This is a genomic window from Colwellia sp. BRX8-5 (genome assembly GCF_014077325.1).
Taxonomy (GTDB): domain Bacteria; phylum Pseudomonadota; class Gammaproteobacteria; order Enterobacterales; family Alteromonadaceae; genus Colwellia_A.
Window position 1 is genome coordinate 1 of record NZ_JACGVR010000003.1, and the last position, 18,745, is coordinate 18,745.

The following is an 18,745-nucleotide window of genomic DNA, read 5'->3' on the forward strand; positions in this document are numbered from 1 at the left end:
CGCTTCGCTATCCGTGAAGGTGGTCGTACTGTTGGTGCTGGTGTTGTATCTAAAATCATCGCATAATTGCAGATTTTAGTTCTCACGAGAACTTAAAGAAAAGACGCTTAGGCGTCTTTTTTTATCACTAAATTTTAGTGAAATTGTCAAACAGTCAAAACTGTCAAAGCTGCTAACACAGAGCAGGTGTTGTATCGCTGTACCTGAAAGAAGCATCGCATAATTGCAGATTTTAGTGCTCACGAGAATTCAAGAAAAGACGCTTAGGCGTCTTTTTTTATATCTAGATTTTAGTGAAATAGTCAAAACAGTCAAAGTTACTAACACAGAGCAGGTGTTGTATCGTTGTACCTAAAAGAAGCATCGCATAATTGCAGATTTTAGTTCTCACGAGAACTCAAGAAAAGACGCTTAGGCGTCTTTTTTATATCTAAAATTTAGCAAAACAGTCAAACAGTCAAAGCTGCTACCACAGAGCAGGTGTTGTATCGCTGTACCTGAAAGAGGCATCGCATAATTGCAGATTTTAGTTCTCACGAGAACTTAAAGAAAAGACGCTTAGGCGTCTTTTTTTATATCTAGATTTTAGTGAAATAGTCAAAACAGCCAAAGTTACTACCACAGAGCAGGTGTTGTATCACTGTACCTAAAAGAAGCATCGCATAATTGCAAATTTTAGTTCTCACGAGAATTCAAGAAAAGACGCTTAGGCGTCTTTTTTTATCTCTAAATTTTAACAAAACAGTCAAAGTCGCTAACACAGAGCAGGTGTTAATAACTTTGCAGTTCAATGAGACTGTCTGGCCTCACTCCGTATGCCTGTAAACGGTCAAACTTCATAAATTGTAACAAATACCTTAACTTTAATTCTTAATAGCAGCTTTATTATTACTTTTTTTAGATTATAGTGAACAAATGATTGTTATAGGATGACCCCAATGAGTAATGAAACTAAAAAGATATTAGTAGTTGATGATGATATGCGCCTTCGAGCGCTTTTAGAGCGATATTTAGTTGAACAAGGGTTTGCTGTGCGTACTGCGGCGAGTTCAGAGCAAATGGATCGTTTACTTGAGAGAGAGAACTTTCACTTGTTAGTCTTAGATTTGATGTTACCTGGCGAAGATGGCTTATCTATATGTCGTCGCTTACGTCAACAATCTAATGATATGCCAATTGTCATGCTAACCGCCAAAGGCGATGAAGTTGATCGTATTATTGGTTTGGAACTCGGTGCTGATGATTACATGCCAAAACCTTTTAATCCAAGAGAATTATTAGCGCGAATTAAAGCTGTGTTGAGACGTAGGGTACAAGAAGCTCCTGGCGCTCCTTCACAAGAAGAGAACATTGTTTCTTTCGGTGAGTATCAACTTAACCTTGCCACTAGAGAGATGGTAAAAGGCGATATTAATATGCCTTTAACGAGTGGCGAATTTGCTGTTTTAAAAGCCCTGATCACTCACCCGAGAGAGCCACTGTCTCGTGATAAACTGATGAATTTAGCGCGTGGTCGTGATTATTCAGCTTTAGAGCGTAGTATTGATGTACAGGTTTCACGTTTAAGAAGAATGTTAGAAGTAGATCCGGCAAAACCTCGTTATATTCAAACGGTTTGGGGTTTAGGCTACGTCTTTGTGCCTGAAGGTAAAGAAGTCAATTAGTGCGTTTAACACCGTTACCTACCTTATATAAGCGAAGACCCTACTATGGATGTAAACCATGAAAATATTGCCACGTAGTGCCTTTGGGCAAACCGTACTCTTGATTGGTTTTTTACTCTTGATTAATCAAGTTGTTTCTTGGGTATCAATGGTTTATTACATCATCCAACCTAATACTCAGCTAACTAATGAGTTGTTAGCAAAACAAGTACGGGTTGTGCTTATTGATATTGATGATGATCTGCTTAGAAAGGCATTCTCAAGATCATTTCAAGAAAAAACGGGCATTGAAGTTTATCGTGAAAGTGACGCATTATCGTCAGGGTTGGCAGAAGCTACCTATCTTGCGCATCGCTCTAAAGAGATGTCAAAATTACTTGATGGCGATGCTGAACTGAGACTGACCCAAGGAGGGGAGCAATATATATTCTGGATCAGGCCTCCGCAAGCGCCACATTATTGGATCAGAATTCCCCTTTCAGGTCTAGAAGAAGCAAACTTTTCTCCGCTTACAGTGGTGTTAATGTTTCTGGGCCTATTAAGTGTCATTGGCGGTTGGTTGTTTGTTCGGCAAATAAATCGTCCTTTAAAAGCATTACAAAAAGCCGCAGAAGATGTCGGGCGTGGCGAGTTTCCTCAGCCATTAGCCGAGTTAGGAACCACTGAAATTGTTGCGGTAACTCAAGCTTTTAATCATATGTCTCGAGGTATAAAACAGCTCGAAGACGATCGTAACTTATTGATGGCCGGAATTTCTCATGATTTACGCACGCCATTAACCAGAATTCGCCTTGCGGCGGAGATGATGTCAACACAAGATGAGTTTTTAAAAGAGGGTATCGAAGGCGATATTGATGATATGAACAGTATTATTGATCAGTTTATCGACTACATTCGCCATAACAGTAAAGATAAGCCTGAGCTTTGCGATCTCAATCACTTAATTAATGATGTGATGCAAACCGAACTTATTTATGGTCGGCAGATAAATTTTTCAGAGCAAGAACTACCTGAAATACCGCTACGCTTTGTTGCGATGAAGAGAGCGGTTGCTAATATTATTCAGAATGCCTTACGTTACTCTGATGGAGATATTGATATTATTACCGGGATTTCAGCGGATAAAAAGTCAGTGTATTTCTGTGTGTCTGACAACGGCCCTGGTATTCCTGAAGAAGATATAGAACGTTTGTTCCAACCTTTTACGCAAGGGGATAAAGCGCGAGGCACAGAAGGAAGTGGTTTAGGCTTAGCGATAATAAAGAAGATAGTGAATACCCATGGTGGCGATGTTCTGTTAACTAACCGTGCTGAAGGCGGTTTATCAGCCAAGGTTTTATTACCCATTAAATAAATTTTCTGAAATTCACACAGTAACCGTGCGTTGCACAATGGACTGATGCAATAGAAGGCATGTCTCACTAAGAATGGTCATGCTGTGATAACGGTTCATCCTGAACATAAAAAAGCCGCTAAATGTTAAGTTTAGCGGCTTTTTAGTGATAACATTTAAATATTAAGTCGTTATAGCTGAGGTCCAGCATCCACTAATGACTTACCATTATCAGTATCAGTAAACTTACTAAAGTTTTTAACAAAGCGCTTAGCTAAATCTTCTGCTTTAGTGTTCCACTCTTCTTTATCTGTGTAAGTATCACGAGGGTCAAGAATATCGCCTTCAACTCCTGCAACACTCGTTGGGATTTCTAAATTAAATAACGGTAAAACAGTAGTTTCAGCGCTATCTATAGAACCATCTAGAATCGAATCAATAATCGCACGAGTAGCCTTTATTGAGATACGTTTACCCGTACCATTCCAACCGGTGTTAACTAAGTAAGCTTCAGCACCAACGGCTTGCATACGTTTACGTAGAACTTCAGCATACTGAGTAGGGTGCAAGCTTAGGAAGGCTGCGCCAAAACAACTTGAGAATGTCGGAGTCGGCTTGGTAATACCACGCTCAGTTCCAGCAAGTTTAGCTGTAAAACCAGATAAAAAGTAATATTCAGTTTGTGCGGGGGTTAACTTTGAAACAGGTGGTAATACACCAAAAGCATCGGCAGTTAAGAAAATAACTTTTTTCGCATGACCAGCACGAGAAATAGGCTTAACAATATTTTCAATATGATCAATAGGGTAAGACACACGGGTATTTTCAGTTTTTGAGTTATCATCAAAATCAATTTTACCGTGCTCATCAACGCTAACATTTTCTAATAATGCATTGCGACGTATCGCATTATAAATATCAGGTTCATTTTCTTTGCTTAAGTTGATCGTTTTAGCGTAACAACCACCTTCAAAGTTAAACACACCATTATCATCCCAGCCATGTTCGTCATCGCCGATAAGTTGACGCTTTGGATCTGTAGAAAGCGTTGTTTTACCTGTACCTGATAAGCCGAAAAATACCGCTACATCGCCTTCTTCACCGACGTTTGCACTACAGTGCATTGAAGCAATACCTTTTAAAGGTAATAGGTAGTTCATCATTGAGAACATACCTTTTTTCATTTCTCCGCCGTACCAAGTACCGCCGATCAATTGAATTTTTTCAGTAAGGTTAAAGGCAACAAAGTTTTCAGAGTTAAGACCTTGTTCTTGCCATTTATCGTTAGTTGTTTTAGCACCATTCATTACGATGAAATCGGGTTCGTAATCTTTCAACTCTTCATCTGAAGGGCGAATAAACATGTTTTTAACAAAGTGAGCTTGCCATGCAACTTGAGTGATAAAGCGAACTTTTAAGCGTGTATCGGCATTAGCACCACAGTAAGTATCGACAACAAATAAACGCTGTTTAGAAAGTTGAGTAGTCACTAAAGTCTTTAAATGATCCCAAGTTTCTTGCGTCATTGGTTTGTTATCATTCTTACCTTGATCAGACCACCAAACCGTATCACGGCTAGTATCATCACGAACAATATATTTATCTTTAGGTGAGCGACCGGTAAAAATACCCGTATCGACGTTAACCGCACCAAGTTCGGTTTCTATGCCTTTATCAAAACCAGTCAGTTCAGACTTAGTTTCTTCAGCAAAGAGTAACTCGTAAGACGGATTGTAAACAATCTCGGCAACATCATTGATGCCATATACAGATAAATCAATTGAGCTTTCTAAAGAAGCCATAGCGAATACTCTCCTAAAAGTACGACAGTGAACATTTTGTGTTAAACATGTTTGAGAACGCAATTTTAGGCGATTATTAGACAAAACGAAAGCAAAATTTCTTTCGTTGTGAAAGTTTTCACTATAACTTTCATTTATAGTGGTAGGGGGGAAGATACGGTGACTGAGTAATTAAACTAAATATTTTACCATTAGAACCATGTTGATTTATTTTAATTGTTTTATTACAAGAACTTATTGCTGGTTTTGCTTTATGGGAGAGACTGTAGATTATGCTGTTGATTCGCATAATCTACAGTGAATTTATTTTTGTAAAAGGAACAAAACAATTAAATAAATGTTTTGTTCTGTAAGGAATAAGTTGCAAATGAAAGTTATAAAAGTCAAAAGCTGACAATAGCGACAAGTTACAGCAAGTATCTCACTAACATTTGTCAGGCGACTAATGATATTGGAAGAAAATTACTGCCTGGTTAAAATATATCGCCGTTACTACTCTCATCAAAAATACGTGAGCCATCAAGTATTTCACTACTATTATCTTGTGTTACCGATTCTGTTGGCGCGGTGCCAAACTGAAAGTATTCAAAAAAGCTGGTTTTATCTGTTTTATTGGTCAGTTTACCGCTGCTTTTATCAATGCGTACTGACACTATATCAACAGGCTGAATAAAAGGTTCTTCAGGATGAGCAACTAATGCAACTTCCATAAAGTCTATCCAAGCTGGTTGTGCTGATTTTGCACCAGCTTCGCCACCGGTAATTTGATATTTATCGAGATTGCTATTATAACGTGTTTTACCCAAACTTCTGCCAGGGTCATCAAAGCCTACCCAAGAAGTAGTGACCAATCGACGGCTAAAGCCTGAAAACCACGCATCTTTTGATTGATTTGTTGTCCCTGTTTTTCCTGCAATATCATGTCGTTTTAATGTTTGTGCGCGCCATCCTGTTCCTCGCCAAAACGGTTTCATTTGATAATCTGAACCCCAAATTGCCGCATTTAATGCTTGTGTCACTAAAAAAGCGTTCTGCGGGCTAATCACTCGTTCAGCTTTAATAAGTGGACGTAGGTCTTTTTCAGCTAAAAGCTCAAGCGGGACTGAGGAATTATTAATATCTCGTTGCTTAATTTCTAGTGAACATATGTCACAGGCAATAGCTGGATTTGCTTGGAAGAGGACTTTACCAAACGAATCTTCTATTCTATCAATTAAATAGGGTCTGATTAAATAGCCGCCGTTCGCGAAGGTTGCAAATCCGGTGGCCACTTCTAATGGTGTTAGAGATGCAGAGCCTAGAGCAAGTGTTTCGTTTCGTGGTAAATCGTTGGGTACAAAGCCAAAGGCTGCTAAATGCGGAATTATTTTGTCTAATCCAACCGCTCTTAATAGTCTAACGGCGATAACATTTTTAGATTGTGCAAGTGCTAATCGAACCCGAATGTCGCCGTTATAAATAGGGGGAGAGTTTTCTGGACGCCAAACTGAACCTGAACTTTCATCCCATTGGTTAATTGGCGCATCATTGACAAGTGTGGCTAAGGTAAAGCCATTATCTAAAGCGGCGGAGTAAATAAAGGGCTTTATGTTAGAGCCCACTTGTCGTTTTGCCTGTGTAACTCGATTAAACTGGCTTTGCTGAAAGCTAAATCCGCCAATAGCTGCTTTTATCGCACCATTATCTGTTGATAAAGAGACGAGAGCAGAACTCACTTCTGGTAGCTGGCTTAATGTAAAACCCTGCGCGGTTTTAATAACAAAGACAACATCGCCATATTGGAGTATTTCATTGGCAAGCTTAGGTGCAGCGCCCTGTTTTTCATCATTAATAAATTCGCGTGCCCACGACATGCCTTGCCATAATATATCGCCTTCTTGCAAAGTGATGTGGTTATTATCTTGATGACCTAAAAATTTAATCGTCGCTGACTGTTCAGCAATACCTGTGATCACAGCAGGAAAAAGTGTTTGATAATTATCGATTTTATTAAGCGCTTTGATAACTTCATCATCGCTGAGCTCAGCTACCTTATCAATAGTACTTGTATTTTCAGTTAACTCTGGGCGTAAAGAAACGACTGCGCCACGATATCCATGTCGCAAATCGTATGACAGTAAGTTATCGATTACTGCTTTTTGTGCTGCTCTTTGAAAATCTGAGTTAACCGTTAGATAAACATTGTAGCCACCGGTATAGGCAAGCTCTTTTCCATAGAGATCGACCATCTCTTGGTGTGCCATCTCTGCTATGTATGGCGCATTCAACTCAATTTCTACACTGTGTCTCTTGCCGGTAATAGGGGCTTGGTTTGCTTGTTCCATCTCTGTTGAGTTGATATAGCCTGCGCTATACATACGCTGTAAAACAATTGCGCGATTGGTCTTGGCGTTATCAGGCGAACTTATAGGGTTTCTGTTAGAAGGTGCTTTAGGTAAACCAGCAAGTACCGCTATCTGTGCCAGTGTTAAGTCTTTAACATCTTTACCGTAATATACTTGTGCTGCTGCGCCAAAACCAAAGCTACGATGACTTAACGGTATTTTATTCATGTACAGGGCGAGTATTTCATCTTTTGTGAGTAAACTTTCAATATGGAAAGTTAAAAATATTTCACGGATTTTTCGAGTGTAGGTTACTTCAGAGGATAAGAAAAAGTTTCGTGCCACTTGCATGGTAATGGTACTTGCACCCCCTTTGTTTTGTCCCATCAGTTTACCGAGTACAGCTCTGCCTAGTCCAATTGGGTCGACGCCAAAATGTGAATAAAAGCGATCGTCTTCACTGGCTAAAATGGCGTTAATCAGTTGTTGTGGAAATTCGTTAAGCTTTAAGGGGATGCGTTTTTTTTCGCCAAACTGATTGATTAACTTATTATCGGCACTAAAAATTTGCATCGGCGTTTGCCATTGCATGTCTTTTAATGAAGTCACACTGGGCAATTCACTGCGCATTGATAAATATAAAGCGGCTAAAGACAAACAAGCTAAAAATATAAAGATTAGCCCTACTTTTATGAGACGTTTAAATAAAAGCACTAAATTTTTCTCTCAATATTGGACAAAAAAACGATTAATAACACTAGTATATCCTTTAAAAGCATGTAATAAATGTATTTATCTCAGGTTTATGCCTAATATAAAGCAATGCAATAATGTTTATTTAAATTTATTTATTTAAATTGTGTCGTTATTAGTGAATTTACTCATATTAGTAGGATGTTATGCTCAGCAGTCTTTTTAAAAAGAATACATCTTTAATAGTTGGTATTGATATTGGTTCTCATGCAATAAAAGCGGTTTTGTTAAGTCAAGACGATGAAGGGTATGTGCTGGAAGCATTAGCAACAGAAGTTATGCCCCGTGGCGCTATTATTGACCGAGAAATCCAAGACATTGATGCCGTTGGCAAAGTTGTTACTAAAATCAGAAAAGAAATTACCTCTTCAGTCAATCAAGCTGCAGCAGCCGTTTCTGGACAAACCGTTATTACTAAAGTTATCTATATGGACGTTAATTTGTCTGAGCACGAGCTCGCCAGTCAAATTGAAATTGAAGCCGATAGTTTAATTCCTTACCCTTTAGATGAGGTTAGTTTAGATTTTGAAAAACTGGACATTAATGAATCAGACCCAACCAAGGTTAATGTTTTATTAAGTGCTGCTCGAACCGAATCAGTAGAAGCGAGAGTTGCGGCTTTAGAATTGGGAGGATTTCAAACTAAGGTTATTGATGTTGAGTCATATGCCGTGAGTCGAGCCTACGATTTAAGTTTATCGCAATTACCCGATGATGCTAAAGACAAAACGGTTGCTATAGTTGATGTGGGCGCGGTGATGACCTTGTTTTCGGTGACTGATGCTGGCGCACATATTTATAGCCGGGATCAACTCTTTGGCGGCGAACAATACACTCGATCAATTGTTTCATATTATAATCAAACCTTTGAAGAAGCCGAGCATGCCAAAATAACGAATGACTTGCCGCCTAATTATACCTTTGAAGTTTTAGGACCGTTTCACACCATTTTTACACAGCAAATTCGCCGTGCAATACAAATGTTCTTAACCTCTAGTGGGAAAAAGAAAGTAGATTATATTATTGTTTCAGGTGGTAGTGCTAATGTTGAAGGTCTTGAAGCCTTGTTAACTGAAGAATTAGGTATCCATACTATTATTGCCAATCCTTTTAAATCGATGACAGTTGCCGACAGTGTAGATAAAGATGTGTTAGATAAAACCGCCGCTCAATATATGGTAGCAGCAGGTTTAGCATTGAGGAGCTTTGTTTCATGGCATTTATAAATCTACTCCCATGGCGCGAAGAAGCCGAAAAAGCCAAACAACGTGAGTATTTTACCCTACTTACTATTGTTGCCGTAATCGCCTTCGCACTGGTTTTTATTATTAGTCAATTTTACCAAATGCGTATTGATGGTCAAAATTCACGTAATCAGTTTTTAAAAACAGAAATTGCTCTTCTAGACGCCCGTATTATAAAAATTAAAAACTTAAACGAAAAGAAAAAAGAATTACAAAAAAGAACTCAAGTGGTTGAACAACTTCAGCGCAGCCGAAATGTGGGTACCCAAGTTTTTGATGAAATAGCTAAAATAGTGCCAACAGGTGTTTATTTGACCCGTCTTGAAAAACAGGGCAACAGTATTAACATCGTTGGCAAAAGTGAATCGAATAATCATTTAGCGAATATGATCCGTGAAATAGAGCGCTCGGTGTTATTTACCGATGCAATTTTAGAATCTATTACGACCAATGAAGCAAAAAACAAATTATTGAGTGACTTTAAAATGCGGGTGCGTATTAAAGGCTTATTAAATAGTGGAGATGACGGAAAAGTCATCACTAACGGAGGTAAATCATGAACATAGATTTAACTCAATTCTTTGAACAATTTGAAGGTTTAGAGGCTGATAACGTTGGGCAATGGCCAAAAGCTGCCAAAATAACATTAGCCGTTTTTATCGCTATCGTGGTTTTGGTGTTAGGTTATTTTTTATTAATCAGTGATAAAATAACAACACTCGATAATTACGCGGCGGAAGAAGTTACACTAAAAAGCCAATATCAAATAAAATACCATGTTGCTGCCAATTTAGAGTTATTTGAGCAGCAAATGAAAGAGGCAGAGGCCTTATTTGCCAATCAATTAAGAAGTTTGCCTGAAAGTCATGAAACCCCTGGCTTACTTGATGATATAACTTTTGTTGGGACAACAAGTGGGCTGAAATTTGTTAAGCTTAATTGGCAGCCAGAAATAACCCGTGAAATTTATATTGAACTTCCTATTGATATTGAAGTGGTTGGTTCTTATCATGAGTTTGGTAACTTTGTCAGTAAAATTGCTGGGTTACCTCGAATTGTTACTTTGCATGACTTTGATGTCGACATTAACAATATGGAAAATGGTTTGCTGGGTTTAAAACTACAAGCAAAAACTTATCGTTATCGAGAGGCTGAAGAAAAATGAAAAAGTCAGTCTTATTTATTGCGCTTGTTATCAGTGTCAGTGGTTGCTTTGATGATACCAGTGATTTACGAACCCATATAGCGACAGTGCAGGCAAATACACCTAATGTTATTAAACCTATGCCGGTAATTTCAAAGTTTGGTCATTTTGACTATTCAGCGCAAGGGTTACGAAGTCCATTTGATAAACCAGAAGTTGAAGCAATCCAACAGAAAATTCAACAGATGTCAGGATGTTTGAGTCCAGATCCTCGTCGCCGTAAGCAGCCCTTGGAAAAGTATCCGCTCAGCAATTTATCAATGCGAGGAACTTTAGGAGAACAAGAGATTATTTGGGCACTTGTTGAGGCCTCTGATGCAACCTTACATCGAGTTGCTGTTGGAAGTTATTTAGGGTTGAATCATGGTCGCATTACAATGGTGAATCCATTTGATGTTAAAGTTAGAGAATTAATTGCTGATGGCGCTGGTTGTTGGGTCGAACGTGAGACGACACTTAAAATGGTCAAGTCAGGTACAGAGGGGCAAGGGAAGTAATGTTGCTATTTAATAAAATAAAAACTAATCAGTCAGTTACATTAACGGTAACGCGAAGTGTTATCACCGCAGTGATGCTCTATTCTTTGGCTTTTTCGGCATGGTCTAGTGATCTAATCGGTATTAAATATAATACTTTACAGAACGATGAAATAGAGTTGCAGTTTGAACTCACCGAAACCATTGTTAATCCACCCGTGATGAAAACGGCGATGAATCCTGCTCAAATTAGCATTACCTTTGATGCGAATGAGTTTAATGAAAAGTTATTAAAAACCATTGTTGAACATGCCGGTGTTAGTCATGTTAGCGTGCAAAAATTAGCAGGAAAAGTGGTTGCTACGGTTCACTTAGATCAACTGTCAGTTTTTGATATTAAGCAAAATGGTAAGTTCTTCTCATTAATTCTCAATAAAGGTGTGGGCGACTCGCCGATTACCCAGGTCAATCCATTAGGTAATACCTTTATTAACAACATTGATTCGATAGATTTTCGTAATGGTGAAAACAATGAAGCACAAATACTGGTTTACCTTGATGACAGTATGGTTGCTGTTGATGTGACAGACAAACTCGGCAAGCTGTATATCGAATTCCATAACACCCAAATTATTGACGATTTACTTTATAAATTAGATGTTACCGACTTTGGTACGTTAGTTACTGGCATCGAAACCTTTAGAGAGGGACGTAATGCCAAGTTTATTGTCGATATCAATAGTGATTTTACTTTTAAGCATCAACAGATTAATAATGTTTTTTCATTAACCGTTGTTAAAAATGATAAGGCGCCCGGTTACTTAGAAGAAGATGGTGATTTTAGTGGTCGCGCTATTTCTTTAAATTTTCAAGACATTCCTGTTCGTACCGTTTTACAAATTATTGCTGATTACAATGGCTTTAACTTAGTGACCAGCGATAGCGTCTCTGGAAATGTGACTTTGCGTTTAGACGGCGTGCCATGGGATCAGGCCCTTGATATTATATTAAAAGTTAAAGGCTTAGATAAGCGTATGGAAGGCAACATTTTAATGGTTGCTCCGAGCGACGAACTTTCTGCCCGTGAAGCACGTGATTTACAAGCTAAACAGCAAGTCGCTGAGCTTGCGCCACTCTACTCTGAATATGTACAAGTAAATTATGCTAAGGCAACCGACTTTGCTAACTTAATTAAAAATGATGACAACAGTATTTTGTCAACACGTGGCAGTGTCAGTGTTGACGAGAGAACGAATACCTTATTAATTCGTGATACGGCGAAAAGTATCGAAGATATAAAGCGTATGGTCAATGTTTTAGATATTCCTGTACGACAAGTGATTATAGAAGCGCGTATGGTCACAGTGAAAGACAGCATTAATGAAGAGTTAGGTATACGCTGGGGGGTTACTGATACTGACGGGGAATATGCGGGCTCTGGCTCCTTAGAGGGGGCTAATTCTGCGGCAAGTGGGCTGGTACCTAATTTAGCTGACCGATTAAATGTTAACTTACCCGTAGCAAACCCAGCAGGTAGTATTGCTTTTCAAGTGGCGCGATTAGCCGATGGTACTATATTGGATCTTGAGTTGAGCGCGATGGAGAAAGAAAACAAGGGTGAAATTATCGCAAGCCCAAGAATTACTACGGCAAATCAAAAACAAGCGTATATTGAACAGGGGGTCGAAATTCCCTATCAAGAAGCATCATCAAGTGGCGCGACATCAACCCAATTTAAAAAAGCTGTGCTTAGTTTAACGGTAACACCACACATTACCCCAGACGATCGTATTATTCTTGATTTAGTTGTTACTCAAGATACCGTCTCTGATGTACAAAGTGGCCAAGCACCCGCAATTGATACTCAGCGAATAGGTACACAAGTGCTAGTTAATAATGGCGAAACGATTGTTCTTGGCGGAATTTATCAACAAGCAATTATCAGTACAGTATCAAAAGTACCTGTTTTAGGCGACATTCCCTATTTTGGTTGGCTATTTAGAAATAGCAACAACTTTAATGAGAAAAAAGAATTATTAATTTTTGTGACACCACGCATCGTAACTGAGCGTTTTTAAACAACTTTGTGAGTTACTGAGTAATTTCATTTTATTTTCGTCTTAGTTAACTTGCAATGTACACCGAACAATTGCGATAATTACGCCCTCAAAATTTTCGGAGGGGGTTCCCTCATATTTGTAAACGTAATTATTTATACGAGCTGAAGTTAATCTAATGGCAGAAAAACGTAATATTTTCCTTATCGGCCCTATGGGCGCTGGTAAAAGCACAATTGGTAGAGAATTAGCTGATAGGCTACATCTTGAGTTTTTTGACTCTGATCAGGAAATAGAGCGCCGAACAGGTGCAGACATCGCATGGGTTTTTGATCTTGAAGGCGAAGAAGGCTTTCGCAAAAGAGAAGAAGGTGTAATTGAAGACCTAAGTGAAAAACAAGGTATTGTTTTAGCGACTGGTGGTGGTTCAGTGATAAGTACACAAGTACGTAATCGCTTATCGGCACGAGGCATAGTTGTCTACTTAGAAACAACTATAGACAAGCAAGTGGCTCGTACGCAGCGTGATCGTAAACGTCCATTGTTGCAAACCTCTGAAGAACCACGCACAGTACTTGAGAATCTAGCAATAGAACGCAATCCTTTATATGAAGAAATTGCTGACGTTATTGTAAAAACAGATGATCAAAGTGCTAAAGTTGTTGCCCATAAAATTGTTGAGCGCTTAGATTTCTAAAAGCGGCTAGGCACTCAAAAAAAGACCTAAAAATGACAACGCTAAATGTTGAACTCGGTACACGCAGTTACCCCATCTATATTGATAGCGGACTATTAACTAATAATAGTCTGCTTACTCAGCATATTCGTGGTAAACGAGTATGTATCGTTTCTAATAATATTGTTAAGCCGTTATATCTTGCTACTTTAAAAGCAAAACTAAGCGCTTTCGACATTGACGAAATAATATTACCTGATGGCGAAGCTCAAAAGTCACTTGCAAACTTTGATGTGATCATGTCACATTTATTGGCAAATGGTCATGGGCGAGATTCGACATTAATTGCTTTAGGCGGCGGTGTTATTGGTGATATTACTGGCTTTGCAGCCGCATGTTACCAACGCGGAATCAACTTTATTCAAGTTCCAACCACATTACTTTCACAAGTCGACTCTTCTGTCGGTGGTAAAACAGCGGTTAATCATCCTTTAGGTAAAAACATGATTGGCGCTTTCTACCAGCCAAAAGCTGTTCTTATTGATATTGATAGCCTTAGCACTTTACCTATCCGCGAATTCAATGCGGGCATGGCTGAGGTGATTAAATACGGTATCTTAGGTGATAGTGATTTTTTTGCTTGGTTAGAAAGCAATATTGAAAAAATAAAATCAGCAGATAAAAACACACTGATTGAAATGGTTAATACTTGCTGCCAATGCAAGGCAGATATTGTTGCCGCTGATGAGACCGAATCAGGCGTAAGGGCATTATTGAATTTAGGCCATACCTTTGGTCATGCTATCGAAGCCGATCAAGGTTACGGTAACTGGCTTCATGGTGAAGCTGTCGCTACTGGCATGGTACTTGCCTCTAAGTTATCAGTAGCAATGAATTTGCTTGAAGCGTCAGATCTTCGTCGTATAGAAACATTAATTGCCGCGTTTGATTTACCATTAACAGCGCCTGAAAGTATGGGCTTTGAAGAATTTATTTGTCACATGCGTCGTGACAAAAAGAATTTGGCAGGGGTATTACGTTTAATCGTACCCACCGCTATTGGTCAATCAGAAATGCGTGATGATATTAGTGAGGAGATGCTTCAACAAATTCTGTAATTTTAATACAGAACAGGTGAAACATGTCTGCACAAGCACATGCCACAGAATATAACGCTCCACAAAGTGTAACAACCATTAGTGCTAACGCACGCGTTGATTATATTTTACGCTTTTCAAAGCATGCCGTTTTGGTTGTTGACCAAGATGCCAATGTTTATTCTCAAGTAGCGAGTCAGTTTCTTGGCTCTTTGGGTAATGATCACAATGCTGCTTTTATCGCTATATCACCTAAATTAAACGATATTCAAATTCGCTGTCGTATTGTTGAGCAACTTTTCGCTGACACTCTATTTGATCCTGAGCAGTCTTTAGCTGTTAGCTTGATCAATTTATCTAAGCAAGAAAAGCAAACCATTGATATTGTCATCGAACACGCCCAGTTTCTCTCCGTACAAATTTTACATGAGCTATGTCAATTAACTGACATAGCTAAAAAAGCCAATTATGCAATCAGTGTGCTTATGCTTGGTACGCCAAAAGCTGGACTTTTATTGGCGCAAAATAAATCACTATTCCATAAAAAAATCTCAGTTTTATCTGGAGAAACAGGTCAGTTATTAACCCTTAACTCCAAAGCATTCAAAGTGAAGACATCACTTTTTACCTTCAGCCGTTTTACGAAATGGACCTTAATTTTTATCTGTTTCGTGATTTGCTTAGGGGCAACAGGTTATTGGTTGTTTCAACAAGATGTTTTTAGTGCGAACACCCAGCTTAAATTAAAAGCGGTACCAGCAAACTCGACCAGTATTATTTCAGCCTATAATAATAAAAATGTGAGTGCTCCAGCGAAGAGTGAAGATATATTTCTTTCGTTAACCGCACCGGACCCAGGGGGAAAGGTTCTAATTAGTCTACCGGCAGAGCCAAATGATATCGTTCAAGCGATTGTCAACGCAGAAAAAGACGTCGTTAAGTCGACAGAGCCAATAGCCACCGATAAAGTTAAGCGCTTTGCATCGTTTCTTGATAAAAAAGGGGATACTGAAAATAAAGCTTCTGTTACCTTATCAACGGATAAAACCGTAATAGAGGCTTTATCCGTTAAAAAGTCAGAAAATAAAGTGACCCCCCTTATTACGCAAGCCGCTATTCTAGTAAACTCGATTGAAGATGTTGGCGCCCAAGCCAGTTACTATATAAGCGCACCATCGGGCTTTGTTATACAAATTGCTGGTTTTACTCGTCTTTCCGTATATCAGGAGTTTATACCTGATTTTGTCGGTCTCAAGATTAAAAGTTACTACCGACTATTTAATCAACAACCTATGCTAATGATAACCTCTGAGGTTTTTGAGACTCGTTTGGCCGCAGAAAAGGCTGTTACGTTACTGCCAAGTAGTATTAAAGTTTATCAGCCGTGGGTAAAGTCACTTCAAGCAATTAATAATGAAATCAATGCTTATCAAGACTCCCAATAATAAGCTAATCAGGATACAATTCGTTTTCTATTTTAAACGTCTATTTAAGCCTAGCACTTAAATAATGAGTTGTAAGGCAAATGGGTTAAATGATCAAAAAGCATCGAGCATTTTTAAAGTGGGCTGGCGGAAAATACGGCCTCAGCGATGTAATTAATAAAATGTTACCCAAAGGGGAGCGTTTAGTCGAACCTTTTGTCGGTGCTGGTTCAGTATTTCTGAACAGTAATTTTGACCATTACTTGTTAAATGATATAAATCAAGACTTAATCAATCTCTATAATATTATTAAAGAAAACCCACAAAAATTTATCAAAGATTCAGCGATATACTTTACGCCTGAATATAATCAATCTGAAGTTTATTACCGGTTACGAAAAGAGTTTAATGCCAGTAGTGACAGCTACTTTCGTTCGCTGGTATTTCTTTATATGAACCGTCATGGTTATAATGGCTTATGTCGATATAATAAATCGGGCGGTTATAATGTTCCCTTTGGTAAATATAAACGTCCATATTTTCCTGAAAATGAAATGCTGTATTTTGCGGAAAAAGCTAAGAAAGCCACTTTTGTTTGTGAAGGTTACCGAGAAACTTTTGCCAGGGCAAAAAGTGGCGATGTCATTTACTGTGATCCCCCTTATGTACCATTAAGTAAAACAGCTAGTTTTACCAGTTATGTTGGTAATGGCTTTGGTTTAGATGAGCAAGCTGATTTAGCCAATATTGCTGAAGAAGTCACTGAGCAAGATAAAATATCAGTATTGATCAGTAATCATGACACTATCTGGACACGTAAAATATATGAGCATGCCAGTAAGCAAAAAACGATACAAGTAGCGCGCACTATTAGCCAAAAGGCGAGTAAACGTAATAAAGTTGCAGAGTTACTGGTACTTTATAAGTAAGCTTCTAAGTCACTTATCTTAAGGTAAAACTAAAGATACTGCCGCGATCAACACGCCTATAAATATAGCTACACCTATTACAGCAGCAATGATGAAGTGGCTTAGTTTTCCTTCACTAAAATCTCTATCGCGGTTTTTATTACTTTGTACGCCAAAAAAAGCGGCGCCGACGCTTTTAGCGGTCGTTTTAAAACTACTGCTTTTATCAGAAGAATTTGTTTTTTTTGATAAGTTTTCCGTTGGCATCATATAATCCTTTTGTTGGGTGACACTTGATAGTCGCTTACTTTTCGCGCTAAAACAATCCTAAATATATTTCATCATTACTATCTACACGTTTTAGCGTTATCGAACGAGCAACTTATTTCAAGGTGATCGCTAACGTGGTGGCGATGAACAATGATTACCTGTTTAACATAACAGGGTAAAGACGATATAAATTATAAAAAATACATATATTTTTGACAGTAAAATATAGCTAGTCTATGCTAAATTGTATATTTGTCTAATATACAGATTATTTATCTAATTTACTGATAAAAATAGAAAAAGGATTTTCCATTGAACACTGATTTACTCAATTATGTTAACTTTCCCGCTTTAATTATTAATGAGCAAGGAACTGTAGTTAGTCGTAGTAAACACATCAAGCATAAATATCATATTAATGAGGGAGATGACTTCTTTGCATTATGTGACAGTAAGGTTAGTTTATCTGAATTCATTCTCAACATTTCTAATATGCCTTTAGGCTCAAATGATAAATGTTTAACACATTTTAGTTTTATCCAAAAAAATATAGAGGTGTATGTCAGTATTATCAGTAAACAGCCGATTCTGTTTCTTATTGAATATAGTGCTGAATTACTACAGGACTCATCTGTTGTTGATTTAGTCGACCACTCGAATAATTTATTGTCCTTAGTTGATAAAAACTATCACTATTTGTCAGTTAATGAGCAATATAGCCTTAAATGGGGCTTGCAAAAAGCGGACATTATTAACCAACATGTTATAACGGTCTTAGGAGAAGAAGCTTTCAATAAAGTGGTTAAGAAAGAGCTCGATTTATGTTTTTCAGGCAAGGTGAGAACTTATACTGATTGGTTTTATTCAGAAAATAAAAAACAAATGCTCTTTCTCAAAGTTGCTTATCAGCCTGTTTTTGATAGTCATTCAGACCAAGTTAACTCTGTAGCCGTTACAGTAACTGATATTACCGATATTCAAGTACTCAATGAAAAACTGACGGAACAAGCTTTCCATGATCCGCTAACCACCTTAGATAATCGATACGCTTTAATGGCATATTTCGATAAACTTTCTGCCACACTGACCAGAAATGATTGTTACAGTCTAGTAATGATAGACTTAGATGATTTTAAACGCGTTAATGATTCATACGGTCATAATATCGGTGATGAACTGTTAAAAGCCTTCGCGGTTAACTTAAAAAACACTTTACGTGCCGATGACTTTTGTTGTCGATGGGGCGGAGATGAATTTGTGCTGTTATTAGCGCAAGGAAACACAGCTCAAACATTAGTCACTGCGAGATATAATATAAACGATCGATTTCAGCAACTGCAAGAGAAAGTTTACCAGGTGGCAAAGCATAAATTATCATTGAGATTCTCATTCGGTTTAGCGTTATTTCCTCAACAATCCAAGAGCTTAGAACAACTCATCTCGATAGCAGACAGCAAAATGTACCGAGACAAAAAACTACAAAAGTTAAGTTAAATCTCACCTCAACAAAGGT

General features: G+C 38.2%; 16 protein-coding genes. 13 read left to right on the top strand and 3 right to left on the bottom strand.

The genetic code is table 11. The features are described from left to right. The 3 genes from H4J62_RS02815 to envZ all read left to right on the top strand — a co-directional run. Positions 1-66, top strand: a 66-nt coding sequence (locus H4J62_RS02815; protein WP_139083085.1) for a hypothetical protein, incomplete at its 5' end; no start/stop codon positions are given. 872 nt (positions 67-938) lie between these two features. Then, positions 939-1,664, top strand: coding sequence for a two-component system response regulator OmpR (gene ompR, locus H4J62_RS02820; protein WP_070375641.1), 726 nt, complete (start codon positions 939-941; stop codon positions 1,662-1,664). Positions 1,665-1,722: 58 nt separating this feature from the next. Further along, positions 1,723-3,018 carry a two-component system sensor histidine kinase EnvZ gene (envZ, locus tag H4J62_RS02825; RefSeq protein WP_182213863.1) on the top strand — a complete coding sequence of 432 codons (1,296 nt, stop codon included), beginning with the start codon at positions 1,723-1,725 and terminating at the stop codon, positions 3,016-3,018. A 170-nt stretch (positions 3,019-3,188) separates the two neighbouring features. Here envZ and pckA read toward each other — a convergent pair whose 3' ends face one another. Beyond that, positions 3,189-4,799: a phosphoenolpyruvate carboxykinase (ATP) gene (gene pckA, locus H4J62_RS02830; RefSeq protein ID WP_070375643.1), complete on the bottom strand. Its 1,611-nt coding sequence runs from the start codon at positions 4,797-4,799 to the stop codon at positions 3,189-3,191. 473 nt (positions 4,800-5,272) lie between these two features. Next, positions 5,273-7,837: a penicillin-binding protein 1A gene (locus H4J62_RS02835; protein WP_182213861.1), complete on the bottom strand. Its 2,565-nt coding sequence runs from the start codon at positions 7,835-7,837 to the stop codon at positions 5,273-5,275. A 185-nt stretch (positions 7,838-8,022) separates the two neighbouring features. Between H4J62_RS02835 and H4J62_RS02840 the strand changes: the two genes are divergently transcribed. The 9 genes from H4J62_RS02840 to H4J62_RS02880 all read left to right on the top strand — a co-directional run bounded on the left by H4J62_RS02840 (position 8,023) and on the right by H4J62_RS02880 (position 16,983). Beyond that, positions 8,023-9,102: a pilus assembly protein PilM gene (locus H4J62_RS02840; RefSeq protein ID WP_182213859.1), complete on the top strand. Its 1,080-nt coding sequence runs from the start codon at positions 8,023-8,025 to the stop codon at positions 9,100-9,102. Beyond that, the gene (locus H4J62_RS02845; protein ID WP_070375646.1) at positions 9,090-9,680 is read left to right on the top strand and encodes a PilN domain-containing protein; all 591 of its coding nucleotides are present in this window, start codon (positions 9,090-9,092) and stop codon (positions 9,678-9,680) included. The genes H4J62_RS02840 and H4J62_RS02845 overlap by 13 nt, the downstream gene beginning before the upstream one ends. Further along, the gene (locus H4J62_RS02850; RefSeq protein WP_182213857.1) at positions 9,677-10,285 is read left to right on the top strand and encodes a type 4a pilus biogenesis protein PilO; all 609 of its coding nucleotides are present in this window, start codon (positions 9,677-9,679) and stop codon (positions 10,283-10,285) included. The genes H4J62_RS02845 and H4J62_RS02850 overlap by 4 nt, the downstream gene beginning before the upstream one ends. Next, positions 10,282-10,821 carry a pilus assembly protein PilP gene (locus H4J62_RS02855; protein ID WP_070375648.1) on the top strand — a complete coding sequence of 180 codons (540 nt, stop codon included), beginning with the start codon at positions 10,282-10,284 and terminating at the stop codon, positions 10,819-10,821. The genes H4J62_RS02850 and H4J62_RS02855 overlap by 4 nt, the downstream gene beginning before the upstream one ends. Continuing rightward, the gene (locus H4J62_RS02860; protein ID WP_182213855.1) at positions 10,821-12,878 is read left to right on the top strand and encodes a type IV pilus secretin PilQ; all 2,058 of its coding nucleotides are present in this window, start codon (positions 10,821-10,823) and stop codon (positions 12,876-12,878) included. The genes H4J62_RS02855 and H4J62_RS02860 overlap by 1 nt, the downstream gene beginning before the upstream one ends. A 157-nt stretch (positions 12,879-13,035) precedes the next feature. After that, positions 13,036-13,554, top strand: a complete 519-nt coding sequence (gene aroK / locus H4J62_RS02865) for a shikimate kinase AroK (protein WP_070375650.1) — start codon at positions 13,036-13,038, stop codon at positions 13,552-13,554. 32 nt (positions 13,555-13,586) lie between these two features. Next, positions 13,587-14,651 carry a 3-dehydroquinate synthase gene (gene aroB / locus H4J62_RS02870; RefSeq protein WP_182213854.1) on the top strand — a complete coding sequence of 355 codons (1,065 nt, stop codon included), beginning with the start codon at positions 13,587-13,589 and terminating at the stop codon, positions 14,649-14,651. 23 nt (positions 14,652-14,674) lie between these two features. Further along, positions 14,675-16,075 (top strand): SPOR domain-containing protein, encoded by a 1,401-nt coding sequence (locus tag H4J62_RS02875; protein WP_182213852.1) that lies wholly within the window; start codon positions 14,675-14,677, stop codon positions 16,073-16,075. An 89-nt stretch (positions 16,076-16,164) separates the two neighbouring features. Continuing rightward, positions 16,165-16,983, top strand: coding sequence for a Dam family site-specific DNA-(adenine-N6)-methyltransferase (locus tag H4J62_RS02880; RefSeq protein WP_220463144.1), 819 nt, complete (start codon positions 16,165-16,167; stop codon positions 16,981-16,983). An 18-nt stretch (positions 16,984-17,001) separates the two neighbouring features. Here the strand turns inward: H4J62_RS02880 and H4J62_RS02885 are convergent, their stop codons facing one another. Beyond that, the gene (locus tag H4J62_RS02885; protein ID WP_070375653.1) at positions 17,002-17,229 is read right to left on the bottom strand and encodes a DUF2970 domain-containing protein; all 228 of its coding nucleotides are present in this window, start codon (positions 17,227-17,229) and stop codon (positions 17,002-17,004) included. 315 nt (positions 17,230-17,544) lie between these two features. Between H4J62_RS02885 and H4J62_RS02890 the strand changes: the two genes are divergently transcribed. After that, positions 17,545-18,726, top strand: coding sequence for a GGDEF domain-containing protein (locus H4J62_RS02890; RefSeq protein WP_182213850.1), 1,182 nt, complete (start codon positions 17,545-17,547; stop codon positions 18,724-18,726). Positions 18,727-18,745 lie beyond the last annotated feature (19 nt).

What these genes read in the sequence shown, in the direction of transcription:
- H4J62_RS02860 (WP_182213855.1), top strand. Translation starts at nt 10,821, where the DNA reads ATGTTGCTATTTAATAAAATAAAAACTAATCAGTCAGTTACATTAACG.
- H4J62_RS02875 (WP_182213852.1), top strand. Translation starts at nt 14,675, where the DNA reads ATGTCTGCACAAGCACATGCCACAGAATATAACGCTCCACAAAGTGTA.
- pckA (WP_070375643.1), bottom strand. Translation starts at nt 4,799, where the DNA reads ATGGCTTCTTTAGAAAGCTCAATTGATTTATCTGTATATGGCATCAAT.
- envZ (WP_182213863.1), top strand. Translation starts at nt 1,723, where the DNA reads ATGAAAATATTGCCACGTAGTGCCTTTGGGCAAACCGTACTCTTGATT.
- H4J62_RS02885 (WP_070375653.1), bottom strand. Translation starts at nt 17,229, where the DNA reads ATGCCAACGGAAAACTTATCAAAAAAAACAAATTCTTCTGATAAAAGC.
- H4J62_RS02845 (WP_070375646.1), top strand. Translation starts at nt 9,090, where the DNA reads ATGGCATTTATAAATCTACTCCCATGGCGCGAAGAAGCCGAAAAAGCC.
- aroK (WP_070375650.1), top strand. Translation starts at nt 13,036, where the DNA reads ATGGCAGAAAAACGTAATATTTTCCTTATCGGCCCTATGGGCGCTGGT.
- aroB (WP_182213854.1), top strand. Translation starts at nt 13,587, where the DNA reads ATGACAACGCTAAATGTTGAACTCGGTACACGCAGTTACCCCATCTAT.
- H4J62_RS02850 (WP_182213857.1), top strand. Translation starts at nt 9,677, where the DNA reads ATGAACATAGATTTAACTCAATTCTTTGAACAATTTGAAGGTTTAGAG.
- ompR (WP_070375641.1), top strand. Translation starts at nt 939, where the DNA reads ATGAGTAATGAAACTAAAAAGATATTAGTAGTTGATGATGATATGCGC.
- H4J62_RS02880 (WP_220463144.1), top strand. Translation starts at nt 16,165, where the DNA reads ATGATCAAAAAGCATCGAGCATTTTTAAAGTGGGCTGGCGGAAAATAC.
- H4J62_RS02855 (WP_070375648.1), top strand. Translation starts at nt 10,282, where the DNA reads ATGAAAAAGTCAGTCTTATTTATTGCGCTTGTTATCAGTGTCAGTGGT.
- H4J62_RS02840 (WP_182213859.1), top strand. Translation starts at nt 8,023, where the DNA reads ATGCTCAGCAGTCTTTTTAAAAAGAATACATCTTTAATAGTTGGTATT.